This is a genomic window from uncultured Jannaschia sp., from assembly GCF_947494055.1.
Lineage (GTDB): Bacteria > Pseudomonadota > Alphaproteobacteria > Rhodobacterales > Rhodobacteraceae > Jannaschia.
In genome coordinates, this window is sequence record NZ_CANLTR010000008.1 from 54340 (window position 1) to 74203 (window position 19864).

Consider the following 19864-nt stretch of genomic DNA (forward strand, 5'->3'; position numbering starts at 1 on the left):
TCAGGCGCCGGCGCGTTCGGCCGCGCGGTCGATGGCGGCGTGGAGCTTGCGCGTCAGTGCGTCCTGCTTGGATTTCGACACGATCTTCAGGCCGAACAGGTCCTTCACGTAGAAGTTGTCGACGACCTGCACGCCGTAGGTCGCGATGACGGCCTGCGCGATGTAGATGTTGGCGTTGGCCAGCGCCTGCGTCAGGTCGTAGAGCAGGCCGGGCCGGTCGCGGGTGTCGACCTCGATGATCGTGTAGATGTCCGACCCCTCGTTGTCGAAGCTGATATTGGTGGCCACACGGAACCGACGCTCGCGCTTCTTGATCTCGCGGCCCTCGAGCTCGCGCCGGGTGGCGACCTCGCCGTGCAGGATGCGCTCGATCATCGAACGCAGGCGCGGCAGGCGGGAAGGCTCGTAGGGGTGGCCGTCGGCGTCCTGCAGCCAGAACACGCTCGTCGCATAGCCGTCGCGCGAGGTGTAGGTCCGCGCGTCCACGATATTCGCGCCCACGAGGCTCAGCGCGCCGGCCAGCCGGGAGAAGATGCCGGGATGGTCCTGACAGGCCATCAGCACGCGGGTCGCGTCCCGCTCCTCGTCGGCCTCGAGGTCGAAGCGGATCTCGTCCTCGCCCAGCCCGACGAGCAGGCTGGCGAACGCGACCTGCGCGGCGGTCGGGATGCCCTGCCAGTAGGGGCCGTAATGACGGGCGATCTCAGCGCGCTTCCGGCCCTCGGTCCAGTCCGTCATCGCCTCCCGGAAGAGCTGCTTGGCCTTCTTCTCGCGGGTCTCGCGGTTGACGTCCTCGAGACCGTTCTCCAATGCAGCGGCGGTGGCGCGGTGCAGCGCGCGCAGCATCTGCGCCTTCCAGTTGTTCCAGACGTTCGGTCCGACCCCGCGGATGTCGCAGACGGTCACGACGGTGAGCAGGTCCAGCCGCTCGCGCGTCTTCACCGCCTTGGCGAAGTCCCGGATCGTGCGCGGGTCGGAGATGTCGCGCTTCTGCGCCATGTCCGACATCAGCAGGTGGTGGCGCACCAGCCATTCCACCGTCTCCGCCTCGCGCGGACGCAGGCCGAGGCGGGGCGCGACGCTGCGGGCGATGCGGGCACCGAGGATCGCGTGATCTTCCTGCCGGCCCTTGCCGATGTCGTGCAGGAGCAGCGCGATGTAGAGGATGCGCCGGCTTATCCCCGCATCGAGGATCGAGGTGACGAGGGGCAGGCTCTCGGAGAGCTCGCCGCGCTCGATCTGCGCGAGGTTGGAGATCACCTGGATCGTGTGCTCGTCCACCGTGTAGGCATGATACATGTTGAACTGCATCATCGCGACGATGGGCGCGAATTCGGGGATGAAGGCCGACAGGACCTCGAGCTCGTTCATCCGGCGCAGGGCACGCTCCGGGTTTCCGTGCTTCAGGAGCAGGTTCATGAAGATCCGCGCCGCGGCCGGGGAATCCCTCAGCTCGCGGTCGACCAGTTGCCGGTTCGCCGCCACCAGACGCATCGCGTGCGGATGCAGGAACATGCCGAGCCGCAGCGCCTCGTCGAAGACGCCCAGCATGTTGATCGGCTGGGCGAGGAACGCCGCTTCGTCCGCCACGTCGAGCCGGCCCTGACGCTCGGCGAAGGGCGCCCGGATCCGGCGGCGGCGCTTGAACAGGCCCAGCAGCGCCGGCTCCCGCTTCACATTGTCCGCCTCCAGCGCGACCAGCAGGATGCGCGTCAGCTCGCCCACGCGGGTGGCGTGGCGGAAGTAGTCCTGCATGAAATGCTCGACGGCGCGGCGGCCGGCATGGTCGCGGTAGCCCATCGCGCCGGCCACATCGACCTGCATGTCGAAGGTCAGGAGGTCGGCGGCGCGGTCGGCGATCAGGTGCATGTGGCAGCGCACGCACCACAGGAATCGCTCCGCGCCCTCGAAGGCGTCGAACTCGTCGGCGGTGAAGACGTCGAGCCGGACGAGTTCCCTGGTGCTCCGGACGTTGTAGCGATATTTGGCGATCCAGTAGAGCGTCTGGAGGTCGCGCAGGCCCCCCTTCGCCTCCTTCACGTTCGGCTCGAGGATGTAGCGCTGACCGCCGTGCTTCTGCAGGCGCTGGTCGCGCTCGGCGAGCTTGGCCTCGATGAAGTCGGAGGCGGTGCTGCGGAACAGGTCCTTCCAGAGCCTTACCGTCAGCGTGCCGGGCAGCGCCGCGTCGCCGCAGATCTGCCGCCGTTCGAGGAGGGCGGTGCGGATCGTGTAATCTTCGGTGCCCAGGCGGATGCAGTCCTTCACCGTCCGGGTGGAATGGCCGACCTTCAGTTTCAGGTCCCACAGGATGTAGAGCATCGATTCGATGACGCTCTCCACCCAGGGCGTCAGCTTCCACGGCGTCAGGAACAGCAGGTCCACGTCCGAGAACGGCGCCATCTCGCCGCGTCCGTAGCCGCCGACGGCGAGCACGGCGAAGCGCTCGCCTTCGGTGGGGTTCGGGCAGGGATGCAGCACGCGGCTCGCCACGAGCCAGGCGCATTGCACCAGGCGGTCGGTCAGGTGTGCGTAGGACCGGGTCACGGTCCGGGCACGGACAGGATCGGCCCGGAACGCCGCCGCGATCGTCTCCCGCCCGCGCGCCTGCGCATCGGCCAGCACGCCGACCACGGCGCGGCGCAGCGCGATGCCCTCGCCGCCGGCGATGGCCGCGTCGAGGGCGGCGAGCACGGCCGCGTCGTCGAAGAGGGCGTCCGGCGCGACGATCAGCGCCGTGTCGGGCGCAGCCTCGGGCAGGTCGTTTGTGTTGAAGGCCGGGGCCGGTCCGTTACGATCCGGCGCCGCCGAAGCTGTTCGGGGCAGGGCTGACCACCTGTATCTGTCGGTTCACGATCTGTGCGACGGCCAGCGCCCGGTCGTTGGTGCCGTCGCCGCGCAGGCGGAATACCCCGCCCGTGCCGGCAAAGCCAGCGTTCGCGGTCAGGGTTCCGCGGCCCACGGTCTGGCCCCGTCCGGCGATCGCGCCGATCGCCGCCACGCCGTCATAGGCGAGGCTGGCGAGCGGGTGCGGCTGCGCGCCGTAGGCGCCGGCGTAGCGGGCGTTGAACTGCGCCAGCGGTGCCGGGTCGGGCAGCGCGAAATAGCCGCCCTGCAGCCCCGGCAGCGACAGCGCGTCGGTCGGGATGTCCCAGCGGGTCAGGCCGAGGAAACGGGTCTCCTCGTCGCCCAGTCCCTGCTCGCTCAGGAGCTGGGAGATGACGGGAAGGTCGGCGGAGGTGTTGCCGGTCAGGAAGACGGCGTTCGTACCCGTCGCCTCAGCCCGCTCAGCGATTTGGGGCGCGGCGGCGGCGATCCCCTGCTGGCTCAACTGGTAGGGGACGGAACCGGTGATCTGCGCGCCCGTGCCGCCCGCGGCCCGCGCGATGGCGGCGTTGGCGACGGTTCCGGCCTCGTCGGAGGCATGGGTGACGAGGACACGGTTGCGGCCCTGCGCCGCCGCGAAGCCCAGCACACGGCGGGCGGTGTTCTCGAACGTGTTGCCCAGAACCCAGACATTGCCGCCGGCGATGGCGGTGTTGTTGGAGAAGCTCAGCACCGGGACGGCCGACCCGGACACGGCGTTGCCCACGGCCACGGCGTTGTCCTGGTAAAGGGGACCGAGGATGACCTGGGCGCCTGCCGAGAGCGCGGCCTCCGCGGCGGCAGTGGCGCCGGCGGGCGTGCCCTGCGTCGGATAGACGTTCAGCGTCACGGTGGCGCCGCCCAGATCGGCCACGGCGAGACGCGCCGCGTTCTCGAGGTTGCGCGCGATGAGATCGTCGGTCGGCCGCGCCGAACCCTGCGGCACCAGCAGCGCCACCCGGACCGGTCCGTCGCCCTGGACCCCGCCCGCGCCGGAGCCGGAGAGGACCGGGCCGCCGACGTTGCAGGCCGCGAGCGTGGCGGAGGCGGCGACAAGGGCCGCGCCCTTGCGCGCCCGGCGCATGAATGAGACGAGTCTGGCGCGAAGGCCGCGGATGGACATGGCGTGATCTCCCGGAATCGCACCCTCACGGGCGCGTGACGTCGCGGCGACGCTAGTGCGGCCGACCGGGCGAGTAAACGGTGGATGAAGGAGCGTGCGCGAATGGCGGAGATCGGCGGGATCGAGGCGGCGCTGCACCTCGTCGCGGTGCCAATCGGTGCCGCGCGCGACATCACGCTGCGCGCGCTCGACCTGCTCGCAGGCGCGGACGTGCTCGCCGCCGAGGACACGCGCTCGCTGCGCCGGCTGATGGAGATCCACGGCATCCCGCTCGGCGACCGGCCGCTTCTGGCCTACCACGATCATAACGGCGCGGCGGTGCGACCCAAGCTCGTCGCCCTGCTCCGGGACGGCAAGTCGGTGGCCTACGCGTCCGAGGCAGGCACGCCGCTCGTGGCCGATCCGGGGTTCCAGCTCGGCGTCGCGGCACGGGCCGAGGGCCTCACCGTCCGCGCGGCGCCGGGGGCCAGCGCCGTGCTGGCCGCGCTCTGCGTCGCCGGCCTGCCGACCGACCGGTTCCTTTTCGCCGGATTCTTGCCGCCGAAATCTGGCGCGCGGAAGGCAGCGCTGCAGGAGCTCGCCGCCGTGCCCGCGACGCTGGTCCTCTACGAATCGCCGAAGCGGCTCGCCGCGATGCTGCGCGACGCGGCGGAGGTGCTGGGCGCGCGGGAAGCAGCCATCTGCCGGGAGCTGACCAAGCGGTTCGAGGAGGTGCGGCGCGGTCCGCTCGACGCGCTCGCCGTGGCCTACGGGGACGAGGCCCCGCGTGGCGAGATCGTCGTCGTGATCGACCGGCCTGCGGTTCGGGACGCGGACCCGGACACCCTGCGCGACGCGCTGCGGGCCGCGATGGCGGAGGGTTCCGTCAAGGATGCCGCGCAGGAGATCTCGGACGCGTTCGGCGTGCCCCGCCGGCAGGTCTACGAAATGGCACTCGCCCTCAAGGACGAGACGTGAGCGGCTCCGGTTCGTACCATGCCGGGCGTGCCGCCGAGGAGATCGTCGCCCGCCTCTACGAAACCGAGGGCTACCGCGTCATTGCCCGGCGCTGGCGTGGGCAGGGCGGCGAGATCGACGTGATCGTCGCGCGGGAGGCGGAGACGGTCTTCGTCGAGGTGAAGTCCAGCGCGACCCACGCCGCTGCCGCGTGGCGGGTGAGCCCGCGGCAGGTCCGGCGCCTGTTCGACGCGGCTGCCGAATACATGGGCGCCCTGCCGGGCGGGCAGGACAGCGCCGTGCGCTTCGACGTGGCGCTCGTCGACGGGACCGGGCGGGTGGAGGTGATGGAGAACGCGCTCTCCGCCTGATTGCCCCGGGCCGCCGGCTGCGCCATCTAGCGCGGGACCGAACGCGCAGGAGACGCCCCATGCCCAAATCCCTCAAGGTCGGCTTCCAGATGGACCCGGTCGAACGCGTCGACATCGACGCCGACAGCAGCTTCCGCATTGCCATCGAAGCCCAGGATCGCGGCCATTCGCTCGTCTACTGGACGCCGGACCAACTCATCTACGACGAGGGGCGCATCGGAGCGCGCGCGCGGCCGATGGAATTGCGCCGCGAGCGGGGCAACCACGTCACGCTGGGCGAGCCTGTGGATCTCGATCTCTCGGAGCTCGACGTCGTCTGGCTGCGTCAGGACCCGCCCTTCGACATGGCCTACATCACCAACACGCACCTGCTGGATCGCATCCACCCGGAGACGCTGGTCGTGAACGACCCGACCTGGGTGCGGGGCTGGCCCGAGAAGCTGATGGTGCTGGACTTCCCGGAGCTGACGCCCCCGACGGCCATCGCTCGCGACCTGACCCGCCTCAAGGCCTTTCGCGAACGTCACGGAGAGGTCATCCTGAAGCCGCTCTATGGCAATGGCGGCGCGGGCGTGTTCCACCTGAGCGAGCTGGACCGGAACCTGAACTCGCTGCACGAGCTCTTCAGCCAGATGACGCGCGAGCCGCTGGTGATGCAGAAATACCTGCCCGCCGTGACGAAGGGCGACAAGCGCATCATCCTCGTCGACGGGGAGGCCATCGGCGCCATCAACCGCGTGCCGGCGAAGGGCGAGACGCGGTCGAACATGCATGTCGGCGGCCGCGCGGAGAAGGTCGCGATGACCGACCGCGACCGCGAGATCTGCGCGGCGATCGGCCCGCGCCTGCGCGATGCGGGCCAGATCTTCGTGGGCATCGACGTGATCGGCGAGTACCTGACCGAGATCAACGTGACCTCGCCCACCGGCCTGCAGGAGCTCGAACGCTTCGACGGCACCAACGGCGCGGCGCTGATCTGGGAGGCGATCGAACGGCGGCGGGCCTGAGCCTCTTCTTCTTGGCCGAAATACTCCGGGGAGCGCGAGGGGCAGGCCCCTCGCTCCGCCCTAGCCGCTGGCGACCAGCCGGTAGGACAGCGCTTCGGCGACATGGGGGCGGCGTACCGTTTCGGCCCCGTCGAGGTCGGCGATCGTGCGCGCGACCTTGATGACGCGGTGGTAGCCGCGCGCCGAGAGGTTGAAGCGCTCGACCGCCTGTAGAAGCATCGCGCGGCCCTCCGCGTCCGGCGCGGCGACTTCCATCAGCGCGTCGCCCGCGATGTCGGCGTTGACGGTGACGCCCGCCATCCCGTCGTAGCGCGCCGCCTGCACCTCGCGGGCGGCGGCGACGCGGGCGGCGACCGTGGCGGAGGTCTCGCCCGAAGCGGGAAGCGACAGGTCCGACACTTCGACGGCGGGCACTTCGAGGCGGAGATCGAAGCGGTCCATCAGGGGGCCGGAGATCTTGCCGATGTAGTCCTCGCCGCAGACGGGCGCCCGGGTGCAGGCGCGCTCGGCGTCGAACAGCATGCCGCAGCGGCACGGGTTCGCGGCGGCCACGAGCAGGAAGCGGCAGGGATAGCGCACATGCGCGTTGGCCCGCGCGATGACGACCTCGCCCGTCTCGATGGGCTGGCGTAACGTCTCCAGAACCGCGCGCGGGAACTCGGGAAATTCGTCCATGAAGAGGATGCCGTGATGCGCGAGGCTGATCTGCCCCGGTCCGGCGCGCTTGCCGCCACCGGCGATGGCCGCGACGGAGGCGGTGTGATGCGGCTCCTGGAACGGGCGGGCGTGCAGGATGCCGCCTTCGTCGAGCGTGCCGGCCAGCGAGTGGATCATGGATGTCTCGAGCGACTCCATTGCCGAGAGCGGCGGGAGAAGGCCGGGCAGGCGGGCGGCGAGCATCGACTTCCCCGCGCCGGGCGGGCCGACCATGAAGAGGTGGTGGCGTCCGGCCGCCGCGATCTCCAGCGCGCGCTTGGCGCGACCCTGTCCGCGCACGTCGCGCAGGCAGGGCCCGTCCGGCGCCGCGGGGACGTGGCCGCGCCGGGCCTCCGGCAGGGGGTTGTTACCCGTCAGGTGATCGATGAGCACCTTCAGCGACGGCGCCGCGTAGACCGAGGCCGCGCCGACCCAGGCCGCCTCCGGACCGCAGGCCTCGGGGCAGTAGAGGTCGGCGTCGAGCGAGGCCGCCGTCATCGCGGCAGGCAGGGCGCCCGTCACCGCGACGAGCGCGCCGTCGAGCGACATCTCGCCAAGGCTCACGGCGCGGGCGACGGAACCGGCGGGCACGATCTCCAGCGCCGCGAGGAGCGACAGCGCGATGGGCAGGTCGAAATGCGCGCCCTCCTTCGGCAGGTCTGCGGGCGAGAGGTTGATCGTCACCTTCTTCGACGGAAGCGCGATGCCGAGTTCGGAGAGCGCGGTGCGGATGCGATCCTTGGCCTCCGATACGGCCTTGTCGGGCAGTCCGACCACCGAGAAGCCCGGCAGACCGGGCGTGACCGCGCATTGCACGTCGACGGGCCGCGCCTCGAGCCCCTCGAAGGCCACCGTGGTGGTGCGTGCGAGCATGTCCGTCTCCGCCTGTGCCCGGTGGGGCTAGCGGATGCGGCGTTGCGGTCCGGTTAACGGCTCAGGCCATGGGAAAGGGCGCGGTGGGCAGGCCCATGTCGTAATTCTCGAGCGTCCGGTCCGCCGCCTCGCCCTCCGCCCGCCATGCGCGCAAGGGTGCATGCGACAGGTGCGCGTCAACATAGGCCCGCGCGGCATCGCCCATAGGCAAGGCGTAGCCGGCGATGCGCATGGCGACGGGCGCGAAGAAGGCGTCGGCGGCGGAATAGGTGCCGAACAGCCATGGGCCGTCGGCGATCGCGAGACCGCGTGCATGGACCCAGAGCGTCTCGACGCGGGCCAGGTCGGCGCGAACCTTCTGCGACGGTTCGAAGCCGCGCCACTGCACGCGCAGGTTCATCGGGCAGGCCCCGCGCAGCGTGCCGAAGCCTGCATGCATCTCGGCGGCGAGCGAGCGGGCCAGCGCGCGGGCGCGGGGCTCGGACGGCCAGTGGCCTGCCGCCGGATGGCGCTCGGCCAGTCCCTCGGCGATGGCGAGGCTGTCGGTCCAGAGCGCGCCGTCCGCCGCCCGTGCGACGGGCACGGTTCGGGCCGGACCCCAGTCTTTGAGCGTTTCGGCAAAGGCAGGGACGTACATCTCGTTCAGATGCACGCTCACCGGGATGTCGAAGGCCGCGAAGAGGAGCCAGCCGCGCAGGCTCCAGGACGAGTAGGACCGGTCGCCGATCAGGATGTCGTAGGTCATGGCCTTCGACTACGTCCGCCGCCCGCCCGTGGGAAGCGCGATCAAGCGATGCGGTTGGCGAAGACCGCGCGTGGGCCGCCGGGTGTGAGGTCGATCCGCGTGAGACTCAGGTTGTCGATCCGCTGCGCCAGCGCGTCGTAGGGGCGCTTTCCGGTCGCGCGCGCCCATTGCGTCAGGATCACGCCCATATGCGCCACCACGATCAGGTCCGGACCGCTGGCGAGCCGGTCGAGCGCGGCGGTCACCCGGGCGGAGACGTCGTTCCACGATTCCCCGTTCGGCGCGCGGCGATGGCCCGGATCTTCGAAATAGGCGCGCAGCTCCGGACCCTCGATCTCCTCGAAGGGACGGTGGTCCCAGTCGCCGTAATCGAACTCGCGCAGATCGCGCTCGTGGGGCAGGCGGGGACGGTCGTCCTGGATCGCGTCGGCGGTGGCGGCGGCGCGGATCAGGTCGCTGCTGACGACAGGCGCCCTCGGCAGGGCGGCGGCGAGGCGGGCCAGCGCGACCGTGTCCGACAGGTCGGCGGGCAGATCGACATGGCCCACCATGCGCTTCGCATGGGTCGGCCCGTGACGGACCAGCCAGAGCCGCGTCACTTGAGCCGCTGCGGCAGGCCGGCGGTGACGAGCACGACGGCGTCCATCGCGGCCGCCAGCCGCTGGTTCAACGCGCCCTGCGCCCGCTGGAACCTGCGCGCCAGCGGGTTGTCGGGCGTCACGCCGCCGCCGACATCGTTGCTCACCACGACGAACCGGGCGGGGGAGGCGGCCATCGCGGCGATCCAGGCTTCGGCCGGCGCCTTCCAGTCGGCCGCATCCATCATTAGGTTGGTGAGCCACATCGTGGCGCAATCGACGAGCAGGACCTGCCCTGCTGCGGCCCGGGCGCAGGTCGCGGCAAGCTCTGTCGGCGCCTCGATCAGCGTCCAGTCGAGCCCTCGTCGCGCGGCATGCTGATCGACCTTCGCGCGCATTTCCGCATCGAGCACGCGCGCCGTGGCCACGTAGACGGGATCCCCTGCCTGTCGCAGCGTTTCGGCCTCCGCCCAGGCTGATTTTCCCGACGCCGCATGGCCGAGCACCAACAGGCCGCGCCAATCTGACACAGTGGAGGAACTTTTGCTCATTTAAAGGCGTAGTCCAGACAAGTTCGCTTTCAAGAGCCGCGCCGAACGGCCGCCGCTACGATCCGATGGGAAGGGCTTCGAATATGCCATTCGATTTCAACAGCGACACGTCCCTGTCAAGGCGTGCCATGAAGGCCGAATTGCTTGACGCGGAGACGGAACTGCGGCTCGCCTATGCCTGGCGCGACCATCGCGACGAGGCGGCGTTGCACCGCTTGATCACGGCCTACATGCGGCTGGCGATCTCGATGGCGGCGAAGTTCCGGCGTTACGGCGCGCCGATGAACGACCTCATCCAGGAGGCCGGACTGGGTTTGATGAAGGCGGCGGAGAAGTTCGATCCCGACCGCGGCGTCCGCTTCTCGACCTACGCGGTCTGGTGGATCAAGGCGTCGATCCAGGATCATGTCATGCGGAACTGGTCGATGGTCCGCACCGGCTCGACCTCCAGCCAGAAGTCGCTGTTCTTCAACCTGCGCCGGGTTCAGGCGCGGCTCGAGCGCGAGGCACAGGCCGAAGGCGTCACGCTTGACCGGCACACGATGCGGGCCCGGATCGCGACCGAGGTCGGCGTGCCCATCCACGATGTCGAGATGATGGAAGGGCGGCTTTCCGGCTCCGATTTCAGCCTGAACGCGACGCAGAGTTCCGACGAGGACGGCCGCGAGTGGATCGACGCGCTCGAGGACGAGAGCGCGCAGGCCGACGAGACGGTGGCGTTGCGGCACGACAACGCGATGCTCCGGCAATGGCTGCTGAACGCGCTGGGCTCGCTCAACGAGCGCGAGCGGTTCATCATCCGTGAGCGCAAGCTGCGCGAGGATCCGCGGACCCTGGAATCGCTCGGCAACGAGCTTTCGTTGTCCAAGGAGCGTGTGCGCCAACTCGAGGCCGCGGCCTTCGCGAAGATGCGCAAGTCGCTCGAGAGGGAAAGCCGCGAGGTAATGGACTTCCTCGGGTGAGGGCACTTGCCTTCGTCCTTCTGGCGATCGCCGGTACGGCCGGAGCGCAGGATCTGCCTCCGGCCGACATCTACGTGATCGGCGAGATCCACGACAATCCGGTGCATCATGCGGTGCAGGCCGATCTCGTCGCGCGCCTCGATCCCGAGGCGGTCGTCTTCGAGATGCTCAGCGACGAGCAGGCCGCGCGGATCGGGCCCGACACGCCACGGGATGCCGCGACGCTCGGCCCGCTCCTCGACTGGGCGGAGAGCGGCTGGCCGGACATCGCGCTCTACGCGCCGATCATGGCGGCGAGCGATGCGGTGATCCTCGGCGCCGCGGGGGCAGCAGGGGATCTGTCGGCCTACGGCCTCGACGTGGCACTGTCCGTCGAAGAACAGGCCGCGCGGGAGCGGCTTCAGGCCGAGGCGCATTGCGGCGCGCTGCCCGAGGACATGCTGCCCGACTTCGTCGCCCGCCAGCGTGACATCGACGCGCAGTTCGCAGCGCGTACGCTCGCCGCGCTCGACGCCCACGGCGCGCCGGTCGTCCTCATCGCCGGCAACGGACATGCGCGGACCGACTGGGGCGTGCCGGCGGCGATCGCGCGGGTTCGGCCGGAGCTCGAGGTCGTGGCCGTCGTGCAGGGCGAGGGCGATCCGACCGTGCCGGGCGATCTTGTCCTGCAGGCCCCACCGCAGGACCGGGGCGATCCCTGCGACGCCTTTCGCTGAGCGGGCGGACGGCCTAGACAGGCCCCGACGATCCGAAGCGCGGGGCTTCCATGCTGTCCGACAAGACGATCCTTCTCATCATCGGCGGCGGCATCGCGGCGTTCCGGGCGCTCGAGGTGATCCGCCGCCTGCGGGAGCGCGGGGCGAAGGTGACGCCGGTCCTGACCTCCGGGGCCGAGCAGTTCGTGACCCCGCTCTCGGTCTCGGCGCTGGCCGCGGCGAAGGTCTACCGCAACCTCTTCGACCTGACTGACGAGGCGGAGATGGGCCATATCGAACTCAGTCGCTCCGCCGACCTGATCCTCGTGGCGCCGGCGACGGCCAACCTGATGGCGAAGATGGCTTCGGGGATGGCCGACGACCTCGCCTCGACCTTGCTTCTGGCGACGGACACGCCGGTGATGATCGCACCAGCGATGAACGTCCGCATGTGGGAGCATCCGGCGACGCAGCGCAACCTCGCGACGCTTGAGGGCGAGGGCATCCGGCTGATCGGCCCCGAAGAGGGGGCGATGGCCTGCGGCGAATACGGGGCCGGGCGGCTGGCCGAGGTGCCGGAGATCGTTGCCGCGGTGGAGGCGTTCTTCGCGAACGGGCCGTTGCGCGGACGGCACGTCATCGTCACATCCGGCCCGACGCACGAGGCGATCGACCCGGTGCGCTACATCGCCAACCGCTCGTCCGGGGCGCAGGGCACGGCGATCGCCACCGCCCTGCGCGACCTGGGAGCCCGGGTGACGTTCGTGTCCGGTCCAGCGCAGGTGGCCCCGCCCGCGGGCGTCGAGGTGATCCGGGTAGAAAGCGCGGCCGAGATGATGGCGGCGGTCGAGGCGGCGCTGCCGGCGGACGTGGCGGTGATGGCGGCGGCGGTGGCCGACTGGCGCGTGGAGAATGCGGCGGACCGGAAGATGAAGAAGGGTGAGGGCGGCGCGCCGGACCTGATCTTCGCGGAGAATCAGGACATCCTCGCGACCGTGTCGCGGGCCACGAACCGTCCCGCTTTGGTCGTGGGCTTCGCAGCCGAGACGCACGACGTCGTGGCGCATGCGACGGCCAAGCGCGCGCGCAAGGGCTGCGACTGGATCGTCGCGAACGACGTCTCGCCGGCGACCGGCATCATGGGCGGGACGGAGAACGCGGTGACGCTGGTCACCGAAACGGGGGCCGAGGAATGGCCGCGGCTCAGCAAGGTCGAGACGGCGCGGCGGCTGGCGGCCCGGATCGCGGAGCGCCTCGCATGAGGCTCGAGGTGATGCGCGCGGAGGGGGCGGACCCGGATCTTCCTCTGCCGAATTACGCAACGACCGGCGCGGCGGGCGCCGACCTGCGCGCCGATACCGGCGGCGCGTCGGTGGCGCTGGCGCCCGGGGCGCGGGCGCTGATCCAGACGGGCCTCCGCGTCGCTGTGCCGGAGGGCTACGAGATGCAGGTCCGTCCGCGCTCCGGTCTCGCGCTGAAGCACGGGGTCACGGTCGCGAACGCGCCGGGCACCGTGGACAGCGACTATCGCGGGCCCCTCGGCGTGATCCTGATCAATCTCGGCGACGCGCCCTTCGAAGTGACGCACGGCATGCGGATCGCGCAGGCCGTCGTCGCCCCGGTCGTGCAGGCGACGTGGGATGTGGCGGAGACGTTGCCCGACACGGCGCGGGGCGCGGGCGGGTTCGGCTCCACCGGGACTGGGGACGAATGATCCTCGTCCTGATCCTCGCGGCCGCGATCTGGGCGATCGGGAGCTGGCTCGGCACGCCGCTGCAGGCGCGGGCGATCATGCTCGCGCTGCTCTATGTCGCCGTCCTCTTCGTGCAGTTCGCGCTGCCCAATGCCCATCCGCTCCGCGACTCCCTGGGGGGCGGGCCGGGGGAGTGGCTGGTGCTGGGCGGCCTCGTCGCGCTGGTGCTCGCCTACCGCGCCGGGCTGATCCGCGTCCGGGCCCGGGCCCGCGCGGTGGAGGCCGAGCGGGACGCGGTGGCGGACGGGGCCACGGGGCCGGGCGACGCGTTCTCGGCCGTCGAGCTCGACCGCTACGCCCGGCACATCGTCCTGCGCGAGATCGGCGGGCCGGGACAGCGGAAGCTGAAGGACGCGCGGGTTCTCGTGGTCGGGGCGGGCGGTCTGGGTTCGCCGGTGCTGCTCTACCTCGCAGCGGCCGGGGTGGGGCGGATCGGGGTGATCGACGACGACACGGTGTCGCTGTCGAACCTTCAACGGCAGATCGTGCACGATGACGCGTCGGGCGGTCTGCCCAAGGTCTTCTCGGCGGAGCGGCGTCTGCGGGGGCTGAACCCCCATGTCGAGATCCGATCCTACAACCGCCGCCTGACCGCCGAGATCGCCGCAGACCTGCTCGGCGAGTACGATCTCGTCATCGACGGCTCCGACAGCTTCGCCACGCGCCGCCTCGTCAACGATGCCGCGGTCGAGACCGGCACGCCGCTCGTTGCGGGGGCGATCACGCAGTGGGAGGGGCAGGTGACGATCTACGACCCCGCCGCCGGCGCGCCGTGCCTCGCCTGCCTGTTCCCCGACGATCCCGCGCCCGGTCTGGCGCCGTCCTGCGCGGAGGCCGGCGTGGTCGGCGCGCTGCCCGGAATCGTCGGCTCGATCATGGCGCTGGAGGCGATCAAGGAGATCACCGGCGCCGGCACGACGTTGCGCGGCACGATGCTGCTCTGGGACGGGCTCGACGCCGATGCGCGGCGGATCGCGGTGTCGCGCCGGCCCGATTGCCCGGTCTGCGGCGGTATCTGAGCGAGCGGAGGCGCGATGAGCACGGCAACCCTCCTCGAGGCGGCGCGCTTCGCGGCGCGGGCGCATCACGGACAGCGGCGTAAGGGCGGCGCGGACATTCCCTACGTCGATCACGTGCTCGACGTCGCCGCCCGATTGGCGGAGGTGCATGCCGGGGACGAGGTGCTGATCCTCGCGGCGCTCCTTCACGACACGGTCGAGGATTGCGACGTGACCGAGGCCGATCTGGCGGTGCGGTTCGGGCCGGAGGTCGCCGCGCTCGTCATGGAGGTGACGGACGACACTTCGCTGCCGAAGGCCGAGCAGCGCCGGCAGCAGGAGGAACACATCCGCCACGCCTCCGACCGGGCGAAGCGGCTCAAGATGGCGGACAAGGCCAGCAACCTGACCGCGATCGCGCGCACGCCGCCGGACTGGAGCGCCGAACGGATGCAGGGCTACATCGACTGGGCCTTGCGCGTCATCGACCCGGTGCGGGGACTCGATCCGGCGCTCGAGGCGCGGTTCGATGCGGCGGTGGCGGAGGCGCGGGCGGCGGCGGCACGCCAGTGAGCTTGCGTCCCGCGGCGGGCGGTGCATCATCGCGTCGGATCAGAGGAGAGACGCCATGAAGCCTTTCGCCCCCGCCTTCGCGCTCGGCGCCCTGCTCGCGCTGGCCGGACCCGTCGCCGCGCAGGACCTGCCCGACCTCGGCGGCCGGATCGTCACGATCGCCACCGAGGACGCCTATCCGCCGCTCCAGTTCCGCGACCCGGCCTCGGGCGAGGCGATCGGCTGGGAATACGACGCCATGGCCGAGATCGCGGCGCGCCTCGACTTCGAGCCCGATTACGAGAAGATCAGCTGGGACGCGATGATCCCCGCCGTCTCCGAGGGGCAGATGGACATGGGCATGACCGGCATCACCATCCGGGACGACCGGCGGGAGGCGGTGGACTTCTCCGCGCCCTACATGCGCTCGCAGATGGTGATGATGGTGCGCGGCGACGAGGATCGCTTCGACGACGCGGAAAGCTTCGCCGCCGATTCCGACCTTCTGATGGGTGCGCAGGCGGGGACGACGCCCTTCTACGTGGGCGTCTACGACGTTCTCGACGGGGACGAGGCCAACCCGCGCATCAGGCTCTTCGAGACTTTCGGCGCGAGCGTGCAGGCGCTGGGCACGGGCGACGTCGATCTCGTGCTGACCGACGGGACGGCGGGGGAGGGTTACGTCGCGGCCTCGGGCGGGGGCCTGAAGCTCGTCGGCGCGCCGCTCGGGACCGAGGATTTCGGCTTCATCTTTCCGAAGGGAAGCGAGCTCGTCCCGGCGATGAACGCGGCGATCGCGTCGATGCGGGCGGATGGGACGCTCGACGCGCTGAACCGGAAGTGGTTCCTCGACTACAGCATGGGCGAGTGAGCGTGGCCGTCGGGGCGCTGCGCACCGATTACGCGATCCTGCTCGGTGCCGCGATCGTCGGCGCCGCCATGCTGGCCTCGGTGTTCCTCGCCGCCTGGCTCTCGCCGCACGGCCGCTGCGTCCGGGCGATGGCCGATGACGCCCCCCGTGCGGGCGCGCTCTACTGGGAGGTGCAGTGCCTGCGGGAAGCGGGCGGAGGCGCTTGACGCCGCCCGTGCAGAGGCCGTCGCGCGAGTTTCCGTGGTGGCTGCTCGCCATCGCGCTCCTGCTCGGCGGTGCCTATGCCGCGATCCTGCTCGACGACGGCGCGCGGCAGGTGCTGGCCACGCTGGGCAAGGGGGTGCGGATCACGGTCTTCGTGACGCTGGTCGCCTTCGCGGCCGCCTGCGCCAGTGGGCTGGGCCTCGCGCTCATGTCGCTGTCGCGTTCGGTCGTCTTGCGGCAGGTGGCGCGATTCTACATCGAGATCGTGCGCGGCATCCCGATCCTCGTCCTGCTGCTCTACGTGGCCTTCGTTTTCGCGCCGGGGTTGGTCGCGCTCTGGAACTGGGCGGGGCTTCCGGAGATCCGGACGCGGGACTTCACGCTGCTCTGGCGGGCGATCCTCGCGCTGGTGATCGCCTATTCTGCCTTCATCGCAGAGGTGTTCCGCGCCGGGCTGCAATCGGTGGACAAGGGTCAGATCGAGGCGGCGGAGGCGCTGGGGCTCGGGCGCGGCCATCGGTTCCGGTTCGTCGTGCTGCCGCAGGCGATCCGCACGATCCTGCCGCCGCTCGGCAACGACTTCGTGGCGATGGTGAAGGACAGCTCGCTCGTCTCGGTGGTGGGCGTGCTCGACATCGCGCAGCTGGGCAAGCTCACGGCGGCGTCGAACTTCCGGTATCTCGAGACCTACAACGTGGTCGCGCTTCTCTACCTCACGATGACGCTGCTGCTTTCGCTCGGGCTCCGACGGCTGGAGCGGGCGATGCGGCGCTGAGGCCGGCTTCGCCGAAGGCGGGGAGGCGGCGCTCGGCTCCGGGTGGGCGTGAAGCCCCCGTCTCGACCCCATCATGCGTCGCGCAAGGGCTCAGGCGACGCGGCGATCCTCCGAGGCGGCCTCCACCGGCACCAGCGCGCGAACTAGATCGCGCATGTGCAGCAAACCGACCTGCCGACCGTCCTCCATCACCCGGTAGTTGAGATTCGTATCCCCGCCCGACAATGCGATCACCCGCTCGAGGTTCGTGTCGGCCTCCACCTCGCCGGCCACGCCCTCGCCTGCGCGATCCGTCACCTCCATCACCGAGCGGACGCGCAGAACGCGGGCGCGGTTGATGTCGGAGATGAAGTCCACGATGTAGGGATCGTTCGGCTGCAGCAGGATCTCCTGCGGCTCCCCCTGCTGCACGATCGTGCCGTCCTTCAGGATCACCAGATGGTCGGCGATCTTCAGCGCCTCGTCGAGGTCGTGGGTGATGAAGACGATGGTCTTGTGCAGCTCGCGCTGAAGCTCGAGCAGCAGGTCCTGCATGTCGGTACGGATAAGCGGGTCGAGCGCGCTGAACGCCTCGTCCATCAGCATGATCTCGGAATCCGAGGACAGCGCGCGGGCGATGCCGACACGTTGCTGCATGCCGCCCGAGAGCTGGCCGGGATAGTGGTCCTCGTAGCCGTCGAGCCCGACGCGGCTCAGCCAGCGCCGCCCCTCGGTATCGGCGATCTCGGCGCGCTCGCCACGAACCCGGCGCGACATGCCGGCATTGGCCAGCACCGTCTGGTGCGGGAACAGGGCGAATTTCTGGAACACCATCGACATCGTGTTCTGACGGAGCTTGGCGAGGCGCGCATCGCCGTAGTCGAGCACATTCTCCCCGTCGACGAGCACCTCGCCCGCGGTCGGGTCGATCAGGCGGTTCAGGTGCCGGATCAGGGTCGATTTGCCCGACCCGGACAGGCCCATGATCACCGTGATCTCGCCCGCGCGGATGTCGACATTGATGTCCTGCAAGCCCAGCACGTGGTTGTACTGCTCCAGCAGGTCGGTCTTGCACATGCCCCCCTCGACATGCCGCATCATCGTCTTCGGGTTCGGCCCGAAGATCTTGTAGAGCCGCCGGATCGCGACCTTCACGTCCCCCTCGCCGCTCACGACCGCACGCTCGCGTCGATGCGGCTGAGCGCAGCCTTGGTGGAACGGTCGAGCAGGACCGCCAGCAGCACGATGCAGAAGCCCGCGACGAAGCCGACGCCGAGCTCGAGGTTGCGGATGCCGGCCAGCACCTTCACCCCGAGCCCGGGCGCGGAGATAAGCGAGGCGATCACCACCATGGCGAGCGACATCATGATCGTCTGGTTCACGCCGGCCATGATGTTGGGCAGCGCCAGCGGGATCTGTACGCCCCAGAGCTTCTGACGCTGCGACATGCCGAACGCGTCCGCCGCCTCGATCACATCGCGGTCGACGAGACGGATGCCGAGATCGGTCAGGCGGATCACCGGTACGACGGCGTAGAGTATGATCGCGATCCCGTAGATCTTCGATTCCGTGACCGAGAACAGGTAGATGAGCGGGATCAGGTAGACGAAGGTCGGCAACGTCTGGAGGATGTCGAGGATCGGGATCACCGTCCGTTGGAGCGCGTTCGAGCGCGACATCGCGATGCCGATGGGAATGCCCAGCACGATCGAGACGATGGTGCAGACGAAGATGATCGACAGCGTGCGGATGGCGTCGTCGTAATAGTCGATGAATGCCATGAACAGGAACGAGACGAGCACGAAGAGCGTCACGCCGATCCGGCGCGAGGCGAACCACGTGGCGGCCACGAGGAGCGGGATCATGATGAACCACGGAATGTCCTGGAAGAGCTCGAGCGACAGGTCGAGCATCCAGCTCAGCGGCTGCGTGAGCGGGTCGAGGACGGTCTTGAGCGGGTCCTTGACGGAGAGGAAACCGTTCTCGACCGCCTCCGTCATGTCGCGGGAGCGGGGGATCGCCGCGCAGGAGCGGTTGAGCGCGTCGAGCGAGGGGAAGGGCGTCTGCATGAGCGGAACGGACGGATCGGCTCCCTCCGCTGCCTGGCTGCCATTCGCGCGGGCGAGCAGCTCCGCCATCGTCATCGGGCCGTCGGTCGCGCCGCCGCCGCACCACGTCTCGAGACCCAGCGTCTCGAAGAGCCCGTCATAGGTCGCCATTCACGTCCCCAGTCTCGATGGTTCTCCGGCCCCGAGCCGCCGCCCTGCACCGGATGCGAAGGCGGGTCCCGAAGGACCCGCCCGCTACGTTACTGAATCAGCGCCGCGAGCTTCTCGCGCGCAGCATCATCCACCCATTGCGACCAGACGTCCGAGTTGTTGCTCAGGAAGTACACGGCGGTCTCGTCGGCGGAAGCGTTGTTCTCCTCCTGCCAGGCGAGCAGGCCGTTCATCTGCTCGTTGGTGAAGGCGAGGTTCGACAGCATCTCCGTCACCTCGGGGTGGCTCTCCACGAAGTCGGGGGTCACGACCGTCTTGACCGGCGCGGGCGGGAAGGAAGACATTCCGACCTCGTCGCAATCGGGGTCGGCGTTGCAGGCATGGGCCTCGGCATTGTAGGGGCCCAGATCGACCTGCACCATCTCGTACTGGCCGAGGATCGAGGTCGGCGCCCAGTAATAGCCGAGCCAGGGCTCCTCGTTCTCGTAGGCCGAGGCGATCGAGGTCGCCATCGTCTCGCCGGAGCCGTGCTGGAAGATCTCGAAGCCCGCATCCTCGAAGCCGGTGGCGCGGAAGATGCCGTTGTTGATGTTCTTGCAGCCCCAGCCTTCGGGGCATTGATGGAAGCGTCCGCCGGCCAGTTCCGGGTTGGCCATCAACCCTTCGATCGTGGTCAGCTCGGGATGCGCATCCGCCAGGTATTTCGGGATCCACCAGCCGTCGACACCCCCGTCCGAGAGCACGTCGGTCAGCGTCGCGATCGTGCCCTCCTCGTTCATCTCGTCGTAGACCGGCGTGCCGTTGGTCCAGAGCTCGGTCACGATGTCGGGCTCGCCGGTCTCGGCCACGGAGACCAGCGCCGGAACGTTGGAGGAGGGGACGACGCGCACGTCGCAGCCATAGCCCTGCGCCATCAGGAAGTCGGCGACGCTGGTGACGACCGCGGCGGAGGCCCAGTTCATCTCGGTGATGGTGACCTCGCCGCAATCCTGCTGCGCGAAGGCGGCGCCGCCGAAGGCCGTGCCGGCCGCGAGCGCGGCGGTCGTGAGCAATGTCTTCATTTGTCGCGTACTCCCTGTCGAGGATGACCTCCGCGCGTTCTGGGCGACCGGAG

At 69.9% G+C, this 19864-nt stretch carries 21 protein-coding genes; 12 read left to right on the forward strand and 9 right to left on the reverse strand.

Annotated elements, in window-relative coordinates:
- Together Q1A87_RS09820 and Q1A87_RS09825 are read right to left on the reverse strand one after the other, a co-directional pair.
- Positions 1 to 2757 (reverse strand): [protein-PII] uridylyltransferase, encoded by a 2757-nt coding sequence (locus Q1A87_RS09820; RefSeq protein ID WP_299650694.1) that lies wholly within the window; start codon positions 2755 to 2757, stop codon positions 1 to 3.
- Between the two features lie 31 nt (positions 2758 to 2788).
- Positions 2789 to 3985 (reverse strand): penicillin-binding protein activator, encoded by a 1197-nt coding sequence (locus Q1A87_RS09825; RefSeq protein WP_299650470.1) that lies wholly within the window; start codon positions 3983 to 3985, stop codon positions 2789 to 2791.
- 102 nt (positions 3986 to 4087) lie between these two features.
- On the opposite strand from Q1A87_RS09825, the gene rsmI reads away from it, so the two are divergent.
- From rsmI to gshB, 3 genes are read left to right on the forward strand one after another with little or no spacing between them, the layout of a single operon-like run.
- A complete protein-coding gene (rsmI, locus tag Q1A87_RS09830; RefSeq protein WP_299650472.1) occupies positions 4088 to 4942 on the forward strand; it encodes a 16S rRNA (cytidine(1402)-2'-O)-methyltransferase in 855 nt (284 codons plus the stop codon).
- Positions 4939 to 5292, forward strand: coding sequence for a YraN family protein (locus Q1A87_RS09835; RefSeq protein ID WP_299650474.1), 354 nt, complete (start codon positions 4939 to 4941; stop codon positions 5290 to 5292). The genes rsmI and Q1A87_RS09835 overlap by 4 nt, the downstream gene beginning before the upstream one ends.
- A 59-nt stretch (positions 5293 to 5351) precedes the next feature.
- Positions 5352 to 6299: a glutathione synthase gene (gene gshB / locus Q1A87_RS09840; RefSeq protein WP_299650476.1), complete on the forward strand. Its 948-nt coding sequence runs from the start codon at positions 5352 to 5354 to the stop codon at positions 6297 to 6299.
- Between the two features lie 60 nt (positions 6300 to 6359).
- Here gshB and Q1A87_RS09845 read toward each other — a convergent pair whose 3' ends face one another.
- The 4 genes from Q1A87_RS09845 to cobU form a co-directional block, all read right to left on the reverse strand.
- Complete coding sequence (locus tag Q1A87_RS09845; RefSeq protein WP_299650478.1) at positions 6360 to 7868, reverse strand: YifB family Mg chelatase-like AAA ATPase; 1509 nt, start codon at positions 7866 to 7868, stop codon at positions 6360 to 6362.
- Between the two features lie 61 nt (positions 7869 to 7929).
- Entirely contained in the window at positions 7930 to 8613 is a 684-nt protein-coding gene (locus Q1A87_RS09850; RefSeq protein ID WP_299650480.1) for a glutathione S-transferase, read from the reverse strand.
- A gap of 41 nt (positions 8614 to 8654) precedes the next feature.
- Positions 8655 to 9212, reverse strand: coding sequence for a histidine phosphatase family protein (locus Q1A87_RS09855; RefSeq protein ID WP_299650483.1), 558 nt, complete (start codon positions 9210 to 9212; stop codon positions 8655 to 8657).
- A complete protein-coding gene (cobU, locus tag Q1A87_RS09860) occupies positions 9209 to 9742 on the reverse strand; it encodes a bifunctional adenosylcobinamide kinase/adenosylcobinamide-phosphate guanylyltransferase (RefSeq protein WP_299650485.1) in 534 nt (177 codons plus the stop codon). The genes Q1A87_RS09855 and cobU overlap by 4 nt, the downstream gene beginning before the upstream one ends.
- An 83-nt stretch (positions 9743 to 9825) precedes the next feature.
- Here cobU and Q1A87_RS09865 point away from each other — a divergent pair, with 83 nt between their 5' ends.
- The 9 genes from Q1A87_RS09865 to Q1A87_RS09905 are packed head-to-tail and all read left to right on the forward strand — an operon-like array spanning position 9826 to position 16552.
- A complete protein-coding gene (locus tag Q1A87_RS09865; RefSeq protein ID WP_299650487.1) occupies positions 9826 to 10704 on the forward strand; it encodes an RNA polymerase factor sigma-32 in 879 nt (292 codons plus the stop codon).
- Positions 10701 to 11420: a ChaN family lipoprotein gene (locus Q1A87_RS09870; protein WP_299650489.1), complete on the forward strand. Its 720-nt coding sequence runs from the start codon at positions 10701 to 10703 to the stop codon at positions 11418 to 11420. The genes Q1A87_RS09865 and Q1A87_RS09870 overlap by 4 nt, the downstream gene beginning before the upstream one ends.
- Positions 11421 to 11470: 50 nt before the next feature.
- Positions 11471 to 12661, forward strand: coding sequence for a bifunctional phosphopantothenoylcysteine decarboxylase/phosphopantothenate--cysteine ligase CoaBC (gene coaBC, locus Q1A87_RS09875; protein WP_299650491.1), 1191 nt, complete (start codon positions 11471 to 11473; stop codon positions 12659 to 12661).
- Positions 12658 to 13113 carry a dUTP diphosphatase gene (dut, locus tag Q1A87_RS09880; RefSeq protein ID WP_299650493.1) on the forward strand — a complete coding sequence of 152 codons (456 nt, stop codon included), beginning with the start codon at positions 12658 to 12660 and terminating at the stop codon, positions 13111 to 13113. The genes coaBC and dut overlap by 4 nt, the downstream gene beginning before the upstream one ends.
- Complete coding sequence (locus Q1A87_RS09885) at positions 13110 to 14171, forward strand: HesA/MoeB/ThiF family protein (protein ID WP_299650495.1); 1062 nt, start codon at positions 13110 to 13112, stop codon at positions 14169 to 14171. The genes dut and Q1A87_RS09885 overlap by 4 nt, the downstream gene beginning before the upstream one ends.
- 15 nt (positions 14172 to 14186) lie before the next feature.
- The gene (locus Q1A87_RS09890) at positions 14187 to 14723 is read left to right on the forward strand and encodes an HD domain-containing protein (RefSeq protein ID WP_299650497.1); all 537 of its coding nucleotides are present in this window, start codon (positions 14187 to 14189) and stop codon (positions 14721 to 14723) included.
- 55 nt (positions 14724 to 14778) lie between these two features.
- Positions 14779 to 15573, forward strand: a complete 795-nt coding sequence (locus tag Q1A87_RS09895; protein WP_299650499.1) for a transporter substrate-binding domain-containing protein — start codon at positions 14779 to 14781, stop codon at positions 15571 to 15573.
- Positions 15570 to 15779, forward strand: a complete 210-nt coding sequence (locus tag Q1A87_RS09900) for a hypothetical protein (protein ID WP_299650501.1) — start codon at positions 15570 to 15572, stop codon at positions 15777 to 15779. The genes Q1A87_RS09895 and Q1A87_RS09900 overlap by 4 nt, the downstream gene beginning before the upstream one ends.
- Complete coding sequence (locus tag Q1A87_RS09905) at positions 15776 to 16552, forward strand: amino acid ABC transporter permease (RefSeq protein WP_299650503.1); 777 nt, start codon at positions 15776 to 15778, stop codon at positions 16550 to 16552. The genes Q1A87_RS09900 and Q1A87_RS09905 overlap by 4 nt, the downstream gene beginning before the upstream one ends.
- Positions 16553 to 16642: 90 nt before the next feature.
- Here the strand turns inward: Q1A87_RS09905 and Q1A87_RS09910 are convergent, their stop codons facing one another.
- The 3 genes from Q1A87_RS09910 to Q1A87_RS09920 form a co-directional block, all read right to left on the reverse strand.
- Complete coding sequence (locus Q1A87_RS09910) at positions 16643 to 17704, reverse strand: ATP-binding cassette domain-containing protein (RefSeq protein WP_299650505.1); 1062 nt, start codon at positions 17702 to 17704, stop codon at positions 16643 to 16645.
- Positions 17701 to 18750: an ABC transporter permease subunit gene (locus Q1A87_RS09915; protein WP_299650507.1), complete on the reverse strand. Its 1050-nt coding sequence runs from the start codon at positions 18748 to 18750 to the stop codon at positions 17701 to 17703. The genes Q1A87_RS09910 and Q1A87_RS09915 overlap by 4 nt, the downstream gene beginning before the upstream one ends.
- An 89-nt stretch (positions 18751 to 18839) precedes the next feature.
- A complete protein-coding gene (locus Q1A87_RS09920; RefSeq protein ID WP_299650509.1) occupies positions 18840 to 19811 on the reverse strand; it encodes an ABC transporter substrate-binding protein in 972 nt (323 codons plus the stop codon).
- Between the last annotated feature and the right edge of the window lie 53 nt (positions 19812 to 19864).